Here is a 17,041-nt window from a genome sequence, read left to right on the forward strand (position 1 = left end):
ACCGTTCGCGCTCACGTCTCCGGAGCTACCCGGAGTATAAAGCTAGTCACTTCATGCTGGTATTTTTCAAAATCAGGAAAGCCAATCCAGGCCCAATATAAGCCGGGGGCTGGTGCCCGGTTCTGGGGAACGATGGACAAGCCCCCGGCCCTCATTGCCTATCCACGACTCCCCCTTGAGAAGAGACACAGCACCGGTTGGCATAATCTGGATATCCGTGGCGCTGACTGTCTGATCGGGAAGTGGTCCGGGCGACGCTCCCCGTTTTACTTGATTCTCAGCTAACCACTCGGTACCCCTTCCCGCATAGGTCACCAGCAAGCGCACTGGCACCCGGTCGGTGTGAAACCGGGGACACATGGTGTCCGGGAGCACGTGTAACCGGACGCCAATAGCGGCAGGCTTGAACAGACAGCCAAACATCTCAACAACCTCATTTACATCTGCCAGCCAGGGTATAGCGCCCGGCAGTGCCTGAGCCCAGGTAGGCAGGATCTGGTCAACACTATCCCCCAGCTCTATGCCCACAAAACGTTCGAAAACGCCGGCTTCTTTTGAAAATTGATGAGCAAAGCTGACGCTTTCACTGGAGAGCGGGCGCTCCCACACGGCCAGGTTAACTTCATCTCTGAATATTTCAGTCAGGCACTCGGGTATACCGCCGTGCACCGCTATCGGTAGGGAAAGGCCCGTGTTTTCTCCAGACATCGTTGAGTGCTCCTGAGGCTCACGTCTCGCAAAATGCGTATCACTTTTCAGCAACAAATGTTATGTTATAACATATCTACTGTAAAGCAATGTGCAAACACTGAACCTAACTACCAAGGAGATTGTGCATGGATCATCTGGATACCCGCCTTCCCGTCACCGTACTGTCCGGATTTTTAGGCGCAGGTAAAACGACGGTACTGAACCATATCCTTAATAATCGGGAGGGAACACGGGTTGCTGTGATCGTCAATGACATGAGCGAAGTCAATATTGATGCCGCTCAGGTTCAACAGGAAGTCACCTTGAACCGGTCGGAAGAAAAGCTCGTTGAAATGAGTAATGGCTGTATCTGCTGCACCCTGAGAGAAGATTTGTTGATCGAAGTGCGCAAACTTGCTGCAGAAGGTCGTTTCGACTGTCTGGTCATCGAATCTACCGGGATCTCTGAGCCTCTGCCGGTAGCAGAAACCTTTACTTTTGCTGATGAAGACGGTGTAAGCCTGTCTGATATTGCCAGGCTCGACACCATGGTTACTGTGGTGGACGCAGTTAATTTCCTGAAGGATTTTGATGAAGCCCAATCGTTACATGAAACTGGAGAAAGTCTGGGCGAGGAAGATGAGCGCAGCGTGGCGGACCTGCTTGTTGATCAGATTGAATTCAGCGATATCCTGCTGATCAGCAAAACGGACCTGGTCTCCCAAAGCGACCTGGACAGACTCAAGGGCGTGCTTCGCAGCCTCAATTCAGAAGCGGAAATATACCCCATAGAGAAAGGCGCCGTACCACTTGAGAAGGTGCTGAATACCCACAGATTCAGTTTTGAGCGTGCTCAGCAGGCACCAGGATGGTTAAAAGAAATGCGCGGCGAACACATTCCGGAAACGGAGGAGTACGGCATTTCCAGCTTTGTGTACCGCGCCCGTCGCCCCTTTCATCCTGAAAAGTTCTATGAGTTCCTGCACCAACCGGTTTCCGGTGGCAAACTTATACGTTCCAAGGGTTATTTCTGGCTTGCCACCCGTCCGGAGTTCGCCGGGCACTGGAGCCAAGCGGGAGGCATAGCTCGGCACGGGTTCGCCGGAATGTTCTGGAAGGCCGTGCCAGAGAACTCTTGGCCTGCAGATCCGGAGTATCGCCAGTCGATCATGGAAACCTGGGTAGAACCGTTCGGCGATATGCGTCAGGAGCTGGTCTTCATTGGCCAGAATCTGGATCAGGCCGCCATTTCCCGTCAGCTGGATGAGTGTCTTCTGGATGAAGAGCAGCTTCTCGCCGGTAAATCGTTCTGGCAAACACTGAATGATCCCTTTCCGGCTTGGGAGTAAATGGGAATGGGTATAACGAAAGATGAACTGTTGCAGGCTTCTGCTAACGATTACATGAACGAAGCGCAACTCGATTATTTCCGGCGGGTGCTCGAAAAGCTGCGCATCGAGACCATGAGTAGTATTGAAGATGCCAAACAGCAACTCGCCTGCCCGCCCGAAATGAATGATGAAGCAGACCGCGCCTCCTATGAGGAAGAGTCGCGGCTGGCGCTTCGCATTGTCGACAGGGAGCGCCGCCTTCTGCCAAAAATCGATGCTGCAATGAAACGTATTTCCAGCGGCGACTATGGATACTGTCTGGAATCAGGCGAACCTATCGGGATCGCCCGGTTGCTACTTCGGCCTACTGCAGAGCTATGTGCCGAGGTAAAAATACTGAACGAACGTAGAGAGCAAAACTATCGGCACTGAGTATTGGCAGGCTTACAGTATGGTCGGGTTTGGCGCATCGCCATACACTTCAACTGGATCAAACTGTTTGTCATGCTCAACAAACATCAGGGCGTCACTGTTTGCTCTCTCTGCCGCAATCGGTACCTTTCGGTAAAAGCACGAACGGTACCCCACGTGGCAGCTGGCGCCTGACCCCGAGACTTTTACCCTGAGCCAGATTGCGTCCTGATCGTCATCCACACGCATTTCGACAACCTCCTGAACCAATCCGCTGGTAGCACCTTTATGCCAGATAACCTCACGACTGCGGCTCCAGTAGTGAGCTTCCCCTGTGATAATGGTTTTCTCGAGGGCTTCCTTGTTCATGTAACCCAGCATGAGCACCTCGCCACTGCCTGCATCACTGGTTATGCAGGCAACTAGGCCGTCCGAACCAAATTTTGGTGCAAATTCGTGTCCTTCTTCCACTTGCTCAATGGATGTTCTCGGAGCAAAACCTACCGGGTACCGGGCGGCATTTTGCGGGCTGGAAGGTTGTTTTTTCATGGGATTTTTCTCTCTGATGATATGTAGATTCAAAAAACGGCAGGTGTTTCCAGAAAACGGATGGGGTGCCCTGGGGGTGCGCCCACCAATGCTTCATCGCGCACCACCACCCGGCCACGAACGACCGTATGGATTGGCCAGCCAGTGACCGGCTTGCCATCATATGGGGTCCAGCCACTTCGGCTTGCGATCCACTCGTTGTTGATGGTTCGCCGGGCGGCCAGGTCTACCAGTGTCAGGTCGGCGTCGTACCCCACGGCAATACGCCCTTTACCCTGAATCCCGAAAATGCGGGCAGGGCCAGCACTGGACAGGTCAACCAGCCTTTGCAGGCTTAGACGTCCTGCATGCACGTGGTCGAGCATTACCGGTAATAATGTTTGCACGCCAGTCATTCCGCTCGGTGATTGGGGATAGGGTTTGGATTTTTCTTCCAGTGTATGCGGGGCATGATCGCTGCCGATTACGTCCACTACACCGGTTTGGATCGCGTGCCACAAGGCATCCTGGTGACGCGGTTCCCGAACCGGTGGATTCATCTGTGCCAGGCTGCCCAGACGCTGGTAGCACTCCGGTGCCGCCATGGTCAGATGGTGGGGTGTCACTTCCACAGTTACTCGTTGCTTATGCTGAGCCAGGTACTGCATTTCCTCGGCGGTTGATATATGAAGAATGTGCAGTCGGCGGCCTGTCTCACCGGCTATGGCAACGATGCGTCGAGTGGCACTGAGCGCGCTTTCTACATCGCGCCAATCGGAGTGGTGGCAAATGTTACCGCTGTCATCAACGATAGATTTGCGCTCACGTAGTCGGGCTTCATCCTCGGCGTGCACGGCCATGCGCCTGTTACCGTGATGCAGAATGCTGCGTAGTACTGCTTCATCGTCTGCAAGCAGGTCACCGAATGAACTACCCATGAAGACTTTCACGCCGGCACATCCGGGCAGGTTTTCCAGTGTTTGTAATTGTTTGGCGTTGACACCGGAGCCGCCAATGTAGAAGGCATAATCACACCAGGCACGATCTTTGGCGGCATCAAGTTTGGACTGAAGGTCTTCACGCCAGAGTGTCAGAGGGTTGGTGTTGGGCATTTCGAAAACGCCCGTTACACCGCCCAACACAGCGCCACGGGTACCGGCCTCGAGGTCTTCCTTGTGGGTCAGACCGGGCTCACGGAAATGCACCTGGCTATCAATGACCCCGGGCAACACATGCAGGCCTTGGGCATCCAAACAGGTGTCTGCCGTCCATCGGCCTTGCAGGGCCCCCATTGCAATGATTCGGCCGTCAGAGCATGCAATGTCAACCAGCTCTGCTCCGTTCGGTGTCATTACCGTGCCGCCTTGCACCAAAAGATCTGCATGGCGTATGGGTGAGTCTTCGTTATGGGTTATATCGCAGTTGTCCGGCATGGTCATTCAGAATTCGTTCTGGATGTGTTTGTAGCCGCGGACCAGATCGTTGTTGGTCCGGGCCACATCTTCAGAAAACTCGCTGGCATCGGCCGACACTTGCGGTAAAGACGCAAGGTCGGTTTCCGCGCCAATGCGTTCGGTAGACTGGACGTAAAATCCTGGAGGCAAATGGCAGCCATCGACTACAGCGTTGTAGCGCACAACGCAGCCGTCTTCGATAACGCAGTTGAAAAGAACGCTGTTGAATCCGATGAACACGCCGTTGCCGACTGTGCATGGACCGTGCACGATGGCGCGGTGTGCAATGGAGGTGCGCTGGCCAATGGTGACTTTTGCCCCAGATTTCGAGTGAATAACCACGCCATCCTGAATGTTGGAATGGGCACCGATGATGATCGGTTCTATGTGGTTGTCGGCATCCATCTCATCCGCCCGTATGACCGCATAAGGGCCGATAAATACATTCTCCTCCACAATCACCAGCCCGCAGAGGATAGCGGTTGGATCGACAAAAGCGGTGGGGTGAATCTGCGGTAAGTCGCCGCGGGGGTTTTTACGAATCATCCGGAGTTTTCCTTATGGGGTAGCTACGGTATGGCTTTGTGCCAACGTGGACCTTGCTCGGTGTCCTCAATGACCACACCGGCCAACTCCAATTCTTCTCTCAGGGCATCTGCACGGACGAAGTCACGCTGATGGCGGGCCTCTTGTCGCTGGTGGACCAGAGCTTCAATACACTCGAGCGATATTTCGTCAACTTCGGCTTTGGCAGCCTTTCCGCGCAGTTCACTTAATACCAGCTGGGCAGGTTTCTGCAGTAAGCCGAGTAAACCGGCAGAAGCACGGAATTTCTGTGCCAGCTCGAGGGCCAGCTCGGCTGTGCTGGCTCGATCCACAAGGCGACAGAGTTCGTGCAGCCTTGTCAGCGCCAGAGGTACGTTAAGATCATCTCTGAGGGCGCTCATCACCTCGTCGTCCGGCTCGGTGTCAGACCAGTCCGTAAACGTTTCGCCTTCGGCCCTTACCAGAGTTGCGTACCAGCGCGTTAATGTTTCAACCGACTGTGTCTGACGCCTCTCGTTCCAGTCGAGCGGGTGGCGGTAATGCGTGGACAGCAGGGCCAGCCTTATGGCTTCGCCCGGAGTCTGGGCGAGCAGGTCTCTTACCAACAGCACCTTGCCTCTGGACTTGGACATCTTTTGCCCGTCCACGGTTATAAAGGAATTGTGAATCCAAGTCCGGCAGTAACGGGTTCCATTGGCGCAGGTTCCCTGGGCGATTTCGTTCTCGTGATGAGGGAAAATCAGGTCCTGTCCGCCGCCATGGATATCGATCGTTGTGCCGAGGTGTTTGCCGATCATCGCGGAGCACTCCACGTGCCATCCCGGTCTTCCGTAACCCCAGGGGCTTGCCCAACCGGCCTGATTTCCACTCGACGGCTTCCAGAGAACGAAATCCAGAGGGCTCCGCTTATAAGGTGCAACCTCCACCCGTGCACCAGCCAGCATATCCTCCGGCTTGCGTTTGGATAGAGCGCCGTAGGCGGAATACGATGGCACATGGAAGAGCACATGTCCCGAGGCTTCATAGGCATGACCTCGTATAATCAGCGTCTGAATCAGTTCTATGATGTCAGGGATGTGACCGGTAACACGGGGCTCAAGGTCGGGGGGAGCAACACCTAGCGCTTCGAGGTCTTCGTGATAAGCCTCAATATAGCGATTCGTGATGGTATCAATACCAACGCCTTCGGCAACGGCTGCTGCGTTAATCTTGTCGTCCACATCCGTGAAATTACGGGCGTAGAGTACGCAGCGGTAGTCGTGGCGCAGCAATCGAGCCAGTACATCGAAAACCACGGCCGGGCGGGCGTTGCCGATATGGGCATAGTTGTAGACCGTTGGTCCACAAACATACATGGTTACGCGCCCGGGTAACTCTGTGGTTAAGGGTTCTTTACGACTCTCAAGGGTGTTGTAAAGTTGGATAACGCTAGCGCCCATCAGATAACCCCATGAAACCTTCGCTGGCAGACGCTACAGCGTCATGAGGATGCAAGCTTTCCTGATGCCGGACGTGAGTACTGAGGTTTTCGTACCCAGTGGAAAGGGCGTTCTGGATTCGCCTTGCTGCGTCCTCTACATACATCAAATTTTGGCCGTTCAGCCGTGCGAACGCTTGCTCATCCGCTCGCTTGACTGCGGTCTGGACTGGTGTTGCCAGAACTTCCTCTATCAGATTAACGATCGTCATTAGTCCGAAATCCCTGGCGGTGCCGGGAACATCAACGCTAACGCAGGCGATGCTACGCTGGCTGTGAGGTGTCGCAAGCGTGGCGTTCTTCTCCAGCCAGGCGACAACGTCTTCCTTCGCAAGTTCGGTACTTTCTGCGAACTGTTCCCTGAAGCCATTAGCCACCAGTTGTCTAGATAATGCAGCAGAGCATGGGCAGGTGGAGGAATACTCCACCTCAACGGATGCGTTAAGGGAGAAGGTGCCCTGATACAGTTTTGCCTCAAGCTGAACCGGGTAGGCCTTCCAGCCAGAAAGTTCCGGCGAGCGAAGTGCCGGACGTCTGGCCAGAAGACTGAACGTCAGCATCACTCTGGCGCCATTGGTGTAACAGTCATGATGACTCTCAACCATGCGCTCCAGTAGTGTTCTCAGGTGCTCTGGTGCCATTGCGTCCTGCTGGGACATTTCATTCAGCATTCGGTAAAGGCGGGACATGTGAATGCCTTTTACCCTCACAGAAGGCAGGTTGACCTGAGCATCCACAACCATATGGACTGGCCCCGGACAGCCGGGTTCCGGCAGGTTGATCGGTAGATCAATTTGGCTCATCCCGACCCATTCCAATGGGACACTGATTTGAGAGGCTTCGTTGCTGGCAACGTCCGGCAGGTCTGTACTCATGCTAACCCTGTTTCAGTTTGGTGTAAGTGGGGCTTTCTTTGGCTTCGTGCGAGTGATCGGAGCACATAGAACATGCGCCATGAAACTCAACAACGGTGCGCTCCACCTTAAAATTCAATTGGGCGAGGCATTCATGCAATTGTTTGATTTCCTGTGCCTCAACCACCTCATGGATATGGCCGCAGTGATCACAAATCGCGAAGGCACTGGGGGTGGACTGGCTTTCGGCCGAAACAGCGATGTAGGCGTTCAGGCTCTCGAGCTTTCTGGCCAGCCCAAGGTCTACGAGTCGTTCCAACGCCCGATAGACCTGAGTTGCGCCACGGAAGCCAGTTTTTTTCAGGATGGCATACGCACCGAGCGACGCATCCGCTTTTAATAGCACATCAAAGACTCTGCGCTGGTTTGGGGTCAGGCTGGTCATATGAGTCGGTGCCCGCAAAATTTGATTAAATAATAGGCTACCTGAAGCCCTTCACGGTTGAGGCCGACATTGTTCCAGACTGGCCATTAACCTCTTCAGCATTTCCGTGTAATGATCAGTGCCGACTTTGATATCCGCTCCCAATGGGTCCATAACACCGATTGTATTGACACTGGACCCTTCGAAGACGGTATCAATCAGGCCTGGGTTGTATTGCGGTTCAGTGAAGGCACAGGTCACCCCAAGTTCTGATACCAGTGCCTGAATTTCGCGAATCCGCGCAGGGCTCGGGTCGGAGGCATCAGACAGCGCAATGGCTCCTGCTGCAGGTAAGTCGAAACGACGCTCAAAGTATTGATAGGCATCATGGAAAACAATGAACCGGATACCGCTGAGGCGGTCTGCACGCTCGCTGAGTGAGCCTGTCAACTCCTCTAGAGAACCCTGAAAGGCTTGAGCATTTTTCTGATAAATTTCTGCATTCGATGGATCCGTGCTGGAAAGTACTTGTGCAATTTCGCCGGCCCACACTTTCGCATTCATTGGGTCCAACCAGGCGTGGGGATCATATTCGCCATGATGATGTTCTTCGTGACCATCGTTATGTTCTTCGTGTTCTTCGTTGTGACCGTCCTCATCACCGTGGGCGTGAGATTCGAATGTTGCACCTTCCCTGAACGGGTGGCCTATCGTCGCCGACAAATCCAGCATTTCAACCTTATGCGCTGAACTCGCCAGATTCTCCAGCGGGTTCTCCAGCCATGGAGTTAGGTCCTCGCTTATCCAGAAAACAACCTCTGCCTGAGATAGAGCCTCTGCTTCAGACGGTCTGAGGGAGTAACTGTGTGGAGATGCTCCCGACTGAACCAACAAATCTGGATGGCCAACGCCGCTCATTACCTGGGCGACGATGGAGTGCAAAGGTGCGATATCAGCCACAACGTTGGGAGCGGCCGCCCAGCTATACATGGGCAAAAGGCAAAACGTTAGACCTGTTAAAAGTGCCGGTCGGACCATCGGGATTCTCCTGAAAAGCTTAAGACTCGTAGTGAGATGATATGGGTGACGCCAAGATGTGTTATGTTATAACATATCTCTTGATTTGAGAACCCGTTATGCATGAGGCCGTCAAACCGGCCCGCACTTTTGTGTTGAACGCTGCTTTGAAGGATGCCGAAATGTTGATTCAAGCCCGCAATCTGTCAGTCCGAATTGGCAAGGTACCGATTCTGAATGGCATTGATCTCCATGCAGAGCGCGGTGAAATCCTTACGGTTATTGGCCCCAACGGGTCTGGCAAATCGACCCTGCTGAGAACACTCATTGGTGCTTTGAAGCCTTCTGGGGGCCAGATAATCAGATCGCCCGGACTATCCATCGGCTACGTGCCTCAGCGATTACATGTCGACGAAACCTTGCCCATGACGGTTAAGCGGTTTTTGCAATTACCGCACCGAGTATCATCCGCTGCAATGCAGGCGGCCATGGATAATGCTGGCGTGCCTGGCCTGCTGGGCCAACAATTAATATCCTTGTCTGGCGGCCAATTGCAAAGGGTCCTGCTGGCACGGGCCCTATTGGATAAGCCCGGTCTTCTGCTACTCGACGAACCAACCCAGGGGCTAGACCGCCGGGGCACGGCCGAGTTTTATCGGCACATCGACACCACCAGAAAGGCACTGAATTGCGCTGTCATCATGGTTAGCCATGACCTTCAGGTGGTGATGCGCCAGTCCGAGCGGGTGATCTGTCTCAACGGCCACATTTGTTGTGAGGGTAAACCCGAGGTGGTCAGCAATTCCGCAGAGTACCGTAACCTGTTCGGATTTGAAGACGACGAAGACACACTGGCGGTTTATAGCCATCGGGGCCATAACCAAGCCCCCGACGCTCTGCAGGAGGCCGTGTGATGCTGGATGACTTCCTGGTCAGGGCGGCTCTGGCAGGGGTTGGTGTATCACTGGCTGCAGCACCTCTGGGATGCTTTATTGTCTGGCGGCGAATGGCCTATTTCGGTGACGCCACTGCCCATGCTGCCATGCTTGGCGTTGCATTATCGTTGACGCTATCAACGCCAATCTTTGCCGGCGTGTTACTGATATCCCTGCTGATGGCGGTAACCGTCTCAACACTAAGCGGTCGCGGCTATGCCATGGATACGCTCCTCGGCGTTATGGCTCATTCAGCACTGGCTGTGGGTCTGGTGGCGGTCTCGTTTCTGTCGGGCGTTCGCATTGACCTTATGGCTTATCTTTTCGGAGATATTCTGGCCGTGGGCAAGACCGATCTGGCAATTATCTGGGGTGGCGCACTGCTGGTTCTGGTGATGGTGGGTTATCGCTGGTCCGCACTGTTGTTATCCACCCTGAACCCGGATCTGGCCATGGCCAGTGGTATTTCACCGCGCCGGGAACAGCTGGTGCTTACCATTGCCCTTGCGATAGTTGTCGCGGTTGCAATTAAAGTGGTCGGGGTTCTTCTCATTGCTGCCATGCTGATCATTCCTGCGGCATCAGCTCGCAGATTCAGCCGCACGCCAGAAGTCATGGCACTGATGGCCGCCATTATTGGTGCCTGCGCAAACGTGGCGGGACTTAGCTTCTCCTACCACTTCGACTCGCCGACTGGTCCAACCATTGTATGCGTTGTTGCCGTACTATTTATCGCTCTTAATACCATCCAGCTCATTAGCCAGCGATTAAGTGCAAGGCTCACCAGTATCAGGCAGGATTAGCTAATTTAGGTATGGGGTAAGCGAGCGGGAAATCGAAAATGAGCAGAGATGTAAGTCGTACTCAGGACTCCGCGGTCTCAATAACTAAGTGCAACACCCTCTAATCGAGTATCGTGTTGCCGTAGAAAAACACTATCATCACCTCAGCACCCTAAGCCGAGAACTGCGTCGACGCACAGTAAAAGGTCAGCCTTACGACGCTGAAGCTGCGGGACTTGCAGCGCGTTTAGCCCGCTCACGGTGTCGGCCACGGCGCAAATTGGTTGAGGGCACCGACTTGCATGGGGTCCTTAGCGACGACGATACATCGTCTAAGGAACGGATCGAACTGCACCGGGCGCTGCGGGAACTCTACGACAAGCTACGTGAACTGAATCGTGATTTGTTTCGGTTAAAGCGGCTTTACTTGCTCGATCTTTGATTAAACTCTACAAACTCCCGGCAAAGTCGAGTGGCCGCGCCCCTAAAACTCCATGCGAAGACCCAGAGCGTAGGAGCTAAAATCATAGCGGTCCTGTAACAACAGTCGTTCATAGCGAATAAAAGCTGATTGCCCGCCACCGAAAACTGCGGTTAATGAGGTGCCTAAGCTCATATATTCAGTGTCTGACTCATCGGCACTAATACTGAAATTTCCGGCGGTGGCCGCATTCGCAAAGTTGTTACTGATATTATATTTTTTATTGTTTTCTTTAACATATTCCAAATCAATGCTGGGGATTATAACCCCGCGGTTCCAACTGAAGGTATGGTTAATCCGCGCACCCATAGCGCTAGTAAAGCTGTTAGTATTTTGTTCTTTTACGGTAAGCGCCATGCTGCCTCCGGTTTCAGTATACCCCTCAATATCCAGATCAGAGTATTGTAGGCGGCCGTAGACAGTGCTCTGCCAGCTCTGGTAGTTAAACTCATAACCAACACTGGTAGCTGCCGTTAATTGTCGGCTCTTGGTATCTGAAGCCAAATCCTGTTGAACCATTGCCACATCAACACGACGGTTGATGTCCATATCACCCTCTGTCCACATAGCGAAGCCGTCTACGTAGAGGTTGTCGACTGGGTAGTAGTTGCCAAACGATATCAGGGAAATAGACTGGGCATCCTGATGCCCTTGCATAGAGGTAAAGTCCGTATCGGATTTACTAACCCCGGCGGCAGCGCCCAGCACGACGGTATCGCTAAAACGGTAATCAAGACCAAACGTCAGGCCGTAGCCGTCTTGATCATAGCTTGGCCGGGTGCTCGTATCTTTGCTTTTCCCTATACTAATATTACCATTGACGAATGCACCCCAAGGGCTTACCAGCTCACCATCGCCAGCTGCGCCGCCGCGCAAATTACCTTGCAGGGCCTGAGCCAAAGGCGTGCTTTCCCCCATGATGGCCAGATTTAAATCATCAATGCTAAGTTGATTACGTTGGTCGCGAATTTCTCGCAAACGCGAACTAATATTGCTGGTTTGTAGCTGTAGCATCTGCCGCATAATTCGTGATTGCAGCTTAGTGTGACGCCCCGAGACCTGCTGTATCAGTTGCTTTTGCTGATCTGGGGACATGCTTGCGATTTCGCCACAAGGCAGAACTTCGTAGTCTTGCCCGCAAGCATCAATAACAACAGCGAAGACGCGGGCCTCTTCCTCTGTGAGGTTACTGGGCATCTCAAGCTCATCCTGCCCCGACTCCTCGCTAACATTCACCGTGACGACTGCCTCAGAGAAGCCGTTTTCTCCCCTCAAGGTATAAGTGAAGGTATCGGTTCCGATAAAATCGGTGGGAGGCGTATAGCTAATAGATGACTCGCTTTGGATAGCAACCACCCCGCCCTCTGCCGCCTCACTGATACTATCAACGACCTCGACAACCCCATTTACGCCGGCAAGTTGGTCATTCTCTCGAACATTCAACGTGACCGTGTCTGCGTTTTTCTGGATATCGAATGTATCGTCGACGGCTTCAAAACTGACGGGCGCTTCACCAACATTCACTGTGACGGATGCTACGGAGGTGTCATTCCCTCTCGTTAAGGTATAGGTAAATGAATCGGTGCCAGAAAAATTGGCCGGTGGAGTGTAATAGATAGAAGGACGGTCTTCGAAAGTGAGGATCGCCACGGCTCCACCATTGGAGGTGGTCGCGTTGTCGATCGATAGGACTGGTGAAGGAATAATATCATGCACAGGTTGATCATTTAACCGCACATCCAACGGCGTAGCGTCCGCATTTTCAGGCACATCGAACGTATCATCTATAGCCTGAAAGTTAGCGTTAGTATTCTCTACCGCAATGAAGACGAAAGCTTCAGAAGTGCTGGTGCTGTCGGTGATCGTGTAGCGGATTTCTGCAACTCCAGAATACCCCGGATTCGGCTCAAACGTTGGTCCATTGGGGGATATATTAATGTCCCCCTGACCTTTTATAAGTTCAAAACTTGCACTAGTGAAGCCGTTAAAACCACTGTCAAAGGTATCATTGTCACTCGGGTAAAAGAAAAGCGTAGTGCTACTCTGCATATTGATAGAATAAAAATCATTAACGGCTGTGGCCGAAAAAGCGAAGGGACTAGTTAAAAACAGCAACAGCGCGCCAATAACAATTTTTATTGGATTTTCCATAATCACACCGAAAGAAAATAGGTGAGCCTAAGTATAGAGCAGAACATAAACTTTGCGTAACTTTAGCGCCGCATGAACGTGTTGTAATGCCCCCAGAAAATAATTGGAAACCTGAGTAGAGATTTTTACAACGATCGCAAAGATCGAAAAGCGAACATTCAGATTCGCCCTTCCTCTCGACTAAAAGGTCAATCTTTCGTTCACAACCAAGATGGGGTTATTCTTAAGCAAGCAAAGGTATATTAAAATGGATGTTTCATCGTTATGCATAAGGCTTTTCAGCCCCCCACAAGCATTGATCCCGAATGTAGTGGTCAACTCATCACTGGGCACAATGCCCTATACTTGGACTAATGCAGCTGCCAGGAAGGCAAGAGGAGTCTGTATGAAAAGCGTGGTACTGATGTTTGTTGGTGGCTTGGTGGGAGGCCTGATTGGGCCGGTGATGGCATTGGCCGGTGGAGTAACCGGTTGCCTGATCGGTAGAGCCCTGACGCACCCGGCAGCTGCGAAACCGAATGAAAAAACGTCAGCTTGCCGTTAAGCCGAGCGCGCGCCGGACGATGCAAAGGTCCAAGCTTTTAGATTTCAGGAACCATTTGGGCACATTTTGGGCACAGAGAAATCTCGAACGCCAGAAACGAAAAAAGGCAAACCAGTAAGTTACTGATTTGCCTTTAAATATGGTAGCGGGGGCAGGATTCGAACCTACGACCTTCGGGTTATGAGCCCGACGAGCTACCAGACTGCTCCACCCCGCATCAAACTGGTTGTTGCCGGGCCACCCCGATCAACGTGCGCGTATATTAAGGATTCCGGAGTGCGTTGTCAATCACTGTTTTCAAAGAGGTCGGTTGGATAGTGGAGGTTATCTACCGCTGGGGCTACTGACTCTTTGAAAAAACCCACCCGCTCCAGCGCTTCCTGTACCGGCCGAAACGACTTCCTATGCTCTGGCGTTACGCCCAATCGGAATAGCGCTTCCATGTGTACAGGTGTGGGATAGCCTTTGTGTTTGGCAAGGCCATAACCCGGGTACTTATCTTCCATCGCCACCATCTCCCGGTCCCGGGTCACTTTGGCGAGGATGGACGCAGCGCTGATGGCTTCTACTCGGCTATCGCCCTTTATTACGGGTTCTGAGGGCCAATGCCACTCCGGGCATTTATTGCCGTCCACCAGTACGTATTCGGGAGCAACACTCAGGCCAGCGACGGCACGCTCCATTGCAATCATCGTGGCCTGATAGATGTTAATCTGATCAATCTCGTGGGCTTCACAGCGGCCTAAACACCAGGCAGTCGCATGCTCAGTAATTTCGTCGTACAGCGCATTGCGTTTTTTTTCTGTGAGTTTTTTCGAGTCCGCCAGCCCTGCAATGGGTCGATCAGGATTGAGAATTACCGCAGCGGTAACAACCGCACCGATGAGCGGACCTCGCCCTACTTCATCGACGCCAGCCAGAAGTCGGCCCTGATAGGCACATTCAAACGGCGGCAATACGAGTGCGCGGGCCACTCAGTGCGTTCGCTCTTCAAGTAGCATGGAAATGGCTCGGGCGGCTTTTTCATCGGCATCCTGCCTCAAGGTATGATGAAGCTCCGTGAAGGCGTGTATCAGCCTACCCCGCTCTTTTTGATCTTCCATACGTTCCAGCACCGCTGCGCCAAGTGATTCTGGCGTCGCGTCATCCTGCAACAGCTCGGGAACCAGAGACTGCTTCGCCAGCAGATTGGGCAAGGAAACGTGAGGCACTTTCACTAACCGAGAAAGCAGTGCCCAGCTGACGTTGCTCAAGCGATAACCCACAACCATGGGCTTTTTCAGCAACATCGCTTCAAGGGTCGCGGTTCCCGATGCCAACAGAACAACATCGGAAGCGGCCATCACTTCTCGGGATCGGCCTCTTACAATCGTAACCTGCAATTTTACATCCAGTGCTTCGATAAGATCGCGAACCTGCTGTTCCCGTTCGCGATTAACACAAGGTATAACCAACTGCATATCCGACCGCTTGGTTTGTATCCAGCGCGCAGCTTCCAAAAACAGTGTCCCAAGCCGCTCAACCTCACCGGCTCTGCTACCGGGCAATATCGCCAGCAGAGGTGCGCTCTCATCAAGCCCAAGCTCTTCACGGGCTCTACCGGTCTCGGGAACCAGAGGGATGCGGTCTGCAAGAGGGTGCCCCACAAAGGCAACTGGCACTTGATGCTTCTCATAAAACTGGGCTTCAAAAGGCAACAAGGTGAGCATCAAGTCCACGGACTTGGCGATTTTGAAGATGCGCTTTTGGCGCCATGCCCAAACGGAGGGGCTCACATAATGAACAGAAGGAATGCCTGCTTCGCGGCAGCGCCGCTCAATGGCCAGAGTAAAGTCTGGGGAATCAATGCCTATAACTACATCCGGGGGAGTGGCAAAGAAATAGCTCAGGAGGCGAGCACGGATACGAAAGAGCTCTCGAATACGTCCAAGAACTTCCACCAGTCCCATAACGGAAAGACGTTCCATGGGAACCAGAGAGTGGAAGCCTTCCGCGATCATCTCGTCGCCGCCGATACCAACAAAACGCGCGTTTGGATAGCGCTTGCGAAGTGAACGAATCAGGCCGGCGCCCAGAATGTCCCCAGACGCCTCACCGGCAATGATTCCAACAGTAGTTCTGCGCTCACTTACAACCGCAGCTTGGAGATGCTCCATCCAACAAGGCTCCTGCTCGCTCAGCGAATAATTCCGCGATGAGCTCCGCGCAGAGAGTCAATCAACACGCACACTTCGGGCGTGTCAGAGTATTCCTCTTCCAGCTTTTCGACGGCCTGCTCAGTTGTCAGGCCATGACGGTAAATGACCTTATAAGCCCGGCGCAGGGTCATCAACACCTCTTTGTCGAATCCACGACGCTTGAGGCCTTCGACGTTCATGCCGTGAGGCTCTGCAGACTGCCCCGCCGCCATAACATAAGCGGGAATATCCTTTAGTACGATACTGCCGCCAGCAGCCATACTGTGCGGGCCTATATGGCAGAACTGGTGAACCATAGTGCCACCGCCAAGAATGGCGTGGTCGCCGACCGTCACGTGGCCCGCGAGTGTCGCACAGTTTGCAAGAATTGTGTCGTTGCCAATCACGCAGTCGTGGGCCACATGCACATAGGCCATAAGCAGGTTATTACTGCCTATGCGGGTTTCACCCTGATCCTGAACTGTGCCACGGTGAATGGTGCAATTTTCGCGAATCGTGTTGTTATCGCCGATGATAAGCGTGGTTGGCTCCCCGGCGTATTTTTTGTCTTGGCACTCTTCACCAACGCTGCAAAACTGAAAGATACGATTATTACGGCCAATAACCGTTGGGCCTTTCACAACCACATGGGAAAGAATCTCTGTGCCTTCGCCAATTTCAACGTTCGGGCCAATGTAGCTCCAAGGGCCAACCGTTACGTTATCCGCAAGTTTAGCTGATGGGTCTACAATCGCTTGAGGATGGACACCCGACCAATCATTCGTCGCCATTAAACTTCTCTCTCAGCGGTCAGTATCTCTGCCACACAAACAATCTCACCATCGACCAGTGCGCGACAATCGAATTTCCAGATACCGCGTCTTTCCGAGATAATTACCGACTCCATACAGAGCCGATCCCCGGGTAACACAGGGCGCTTAAATCGCGCCTTACTGGTCCCAGCCAAATATTGTACCAGCCCGTCAGAAGGTTTCCGCCCCACTGTCACAAAACCGAGAATGCCAGAAAGCTGCGCCATGGCTTCAATAATCAGTACACCCGGCATAATCGGATTATCGGGAAAATGGCCGGTAAAAAACGACTCGTTAAAGGAAACGTTTTTGTAGCCTTTGATTGACTTGGACTTTTCAATTTCGGTAACCCGATCCACCAATAAAAACGGATAACGGTGCGGCAGGTGTTCCATTATTTCATCAATATACATCATTGTGATCGGCC

19 protein-coding genes and 1 tRNA gene are annotated in these 17,041 nt (G+C 52.9%); 6 read left to right on the forward strand and 14 right to left on the reverse strand.

The genetic code is table 11. From position 1 onward, the window contains the following. Positions 1 to 72: 72 nt before the first annotated feature. The gene (locus KO508_RS11100) at positions 73 to 708 is read right to left on the reverse strand and encodes a DUF1826 domain-containing protein (protein WP_216008386.1); all 636 of its coding nucleotides are present in this window, start codon (positions 706 to 708) and stop codon (positions 73 to 75) included. A 137-nt stretch (positions 709 to 845) separates the two neighbouring features. Here KO508_RS11100 and zigA point away from each other — a divergent pair, with 137 nt between their 5' ends. Together zigA and KO508_RS11110 are read left to right on the forward strand one after the other, a co-directional pair. Then, positions 846 to 2,039, forward strand: coding sequence for a zinc metallochaperone GTPase ZigA (gene zigA, locus KO508_RS11105; protein WP_289851854.1), 1,194 nt, complete (start codon positions 846 to 848; stop codon positions 2,037 to 2,039). A 6-nt stretch (positions 2,040 to 2,045) separates the two neighbouring features. Then, entirely contained in the window at positions 2,046 to 2,453 is a 408-nt protein-coding gene (locus KO508_RS11110) for a TraR/DksA C4-type zinc finger protein (RefSeq protein WP_252738070.1), read from the forward strand. Positions 2,454 to 2,465: 12 nt separating this feature from the next. Here the strand turns inward: KO508_RS11110 and hisI are convergent, their stop codons facing one another. From hisI to KO508_RS11145, 7 genes are read right to left on the reverse strand one after another with little or no spacing between them, the layout of a single operon-like run. After that, complete coding sequence (gene hisI / locus KO508_RS11115; RefSeq protein WP_216008389.1) at positions 2,466 to 2,981, reverse strand: phosphoribosyl-AMP cyclohydrolase; 516 nt, start codon at positions 2,979 to 2,981, stop codon at positions 2,466 to 2,468. A gap of 29 nt (positions 2,982 to 3,010) precedes the next feature. Continuing rightward, complete coding sequence (locus KO508_RS11120; RefSeq protein WP_252738071.1) at positions 3,011 to 4,399, reverse strand: dihydroorotase; 1,389 nt, start codon at positions 4,397 to 4,399, stop codon at positions 3,011 to 3,013. Continuing rightward, the gene (locus KO508_RS11125; protein WP_216008390.1) at positions 4,400 to 4,960 is read right to left on the reverse strand and encodes a hypothetical protein; all 561 of its coding nucleotides are present in this window, start codon (positions 4,958 to 4,960) and stop codon (positions 4,400 to 4,402) included. It lies immediately after the preceding gene. A 23-nt stretch (positions 4,961 to 4,983) separates the two neighbouring features. After that, positions 4,984 to 6,399 (reverse strand): cysteine--tRNA ligase, encoded by a 1,416-nt coding sequence (gene cysS / locus KO508_RS11130; RefSeq protein WP_216008391.1) that lies wholly within the window; start codon positions 6,397 to 6,399, stop codon positions 4,984 to 4,986. Continuing rightward, positions 6,389 to 7,312 (reverse strand): GTP cyclohydrolase FolE2, encoded by a 924-nt coding sequence (gene folE2, locus KO508_RS11135; RefSeq protein WP_216008392.1) that lies wholly within the window; start codon positions 7,310 to 7,312, stop codon positions 6,389 to 6,391. The genes cysS and folE2 overlap by 11 nt, the downstream gene beginning before the upstream one ends. A 1-nt stretch (position 7,313) precedes the next feature. Then, entirely contained in the window at positions 7,314 to 7,736 is a 423-nt protein-coding gene (locus tag KO508_RS11140) for a Fur family transcriptional regulator (protein ID WP_216008393.1), read from the reverse strand. Between the two features lie 51 nt (positions 7,737 to 7,787). Further along, positions 7,788 to 8,753 carry a zinc ABC transporter substrate-binding protein gene (locus tag KO508_RS11145; RefSeq protein WP_216008394.1) on the reverse strand — a complete coding sequence of 322 codons (966 nt, stop codon included), beginning with the start codon at positions 8,751 to 8,753 and terminating at the stop codon, positions 7,788 to 7,790. A gap of 98 nt (positions 8,754 to 8,851) precedes the next feature. Between KO508_RS11145 and KO508_RS11150 the strand changes: the two genes are divergently transcribed. From KO508_RS11150 to KO508_RS11160, 3 genes are all read left to right on the forward strand, one after another. Beyond that, positions 8,852 to 9,646, forward strand: a complete 795-nt coding sequence (locus KO508_RS11150; RefSeq protein WP_252738072.1) for an ATP-binding cassette domain-containing protein — start codon at positions 8,852 to 8,854, stop codon at positions 9,644 to 9,646. Further along, positions 9,646 to 10,470: a metal ABC transporter permease gene (locus KO508_RS11155; RefSeq protein ID WP_216008395.1), complete on the forward strand. Its 825-nt coding sequence runs from the start codon at positions 9,646 to 9,648 to the stop codon at positions 10,468 to 10,470. The genes KO508_RS11150 and KO508_RS11155 overlap by 1 nt, the downstream gene beginning before the upstream one ends. Before the next feature lie 88 nt (positions 10,471 to 10,558). Next, the gene (locus tag KO508_RS11160; RefSeq protein WP_216008396.1) at positions 10,559 to 10,891 is read left to right on the forward strand and encodes a hypothetical protein; all 333 of its coding nucleotides are present in this window, start codon (positions 10,559 to 10,561) and stop codon (positions 10,889 to 10,891) included. Between the two features lie 42 nt (positions 10,892 to 10,933). On the opposite strand, the gene KO508_RS11165 is transcribed toward KO508_RS11160, so the two are convergent. Continuing rightward, on the reverse strand, positions 10,934 to 13,081 hold the full coding sequence (locus tag KO508_RS11165; protein ID WP_216008397.1) for an autotransporter domain-containing protein: 2,148 nt from the start codon (positions 13,079 to 13,081) through the stop codon (positions 10,934 to 10,936). A 385-nt stretch (positions 13,082 to 13,466) separates the two neighbouring features. Here KO508_RS11165 and KO508_RS11170 point away from each other — a divergent pair, with 385 nt between their 5' ends. After that, the gene (locus tag KO508_RS11170) at positions 13,467 to 13,625 is read left to right on the forward strand and encodes a hypothetical protein (RefSeq protein ID WP_216008398.1); all 159 of its coding nucleotides are present in this window, start codon (positions 13,467 to 13,469) and stop codon (positions 13,623 to 13,625) included. Between the two features lie 140 nt (positions 13,626 to 13,765). On the opposite strand, the gene KO508_RS11175 is transcribed toward KO508_RS11170, so the two are convergent. The 5 genes from KO508_RS11175 to fabZ all read right to left on the reverse strand — a co-directional run bounded on the left by KO508_RS11175 (position 13,766) and on the right by fabZ (position 17,030). Continuing rightward, positions 13,766 to 13,842, reverse strand: a tRNA-Met gene (locus KO508_RS11175). 67 nt (positions 13,843 to 13,909) lie between these two features. Further along, positions 13,910 to 14,599: a ribonuclease HII gene (gene rnhB, locus KO508_RS11180; protein WP_216008399.1), complete on the reverse strand. Its 690-nt coding sequence runs from the start codon at positions 14,597 to 14,599 to the stop codon at positions 13,910 to 13,912. Then, positions 14,600 to 15,781, reverse strand: a complete 1,182-nt coding sequence (lpxB, locus tag KO508_RS11185; protein ID WP_216008400.1) for a lipid-A-disaccharide synthase — start codon at positions 15,779 to 15,781, stop codon at positions 14,600 to 14,602. Positions 15,782 to 15,801: 20 nt separating this feature from the next. After that, positions 15,802 to 16,593 (reverse strand): acyl-ACP--UDP-N-acetylglucosamine O-acyltransferase, encoded by a 792-nt coding sequence (lpxA, locus tag KO508_RS11190; RefSeq protein ID WP_216008401.1) that lies wholly within the window; start codon positions 16,591 to 16,593, stop codon positions 15,802 to 15,804. Then, entirely contained in the window at positions 16,593 to 17,030 is a 438-nt protein-coding gene (fabZ, locus tag KO508_RS11195) for a 3-hydroxyacyl-ACP dehydratase FabZ (protein WP_216008402.1), read from the reverse strand. The genes lpxA and fabZ overlap by 1 nt, the downstream gene beginning before the upstream one ends. Positions 17,031 to 17,041 lie beyond the last annotated feature (11 nt).

This window comes from Marinobacter salexigens, from assembly GCF_018860765.1.
Classification (GTDB): Bacteria; Pseudomonadota; Gammaproteobacteria; order Pseudomonadales; family Oleiphilaceae; genus Marinobacter; species Marinobacter salexigens_A.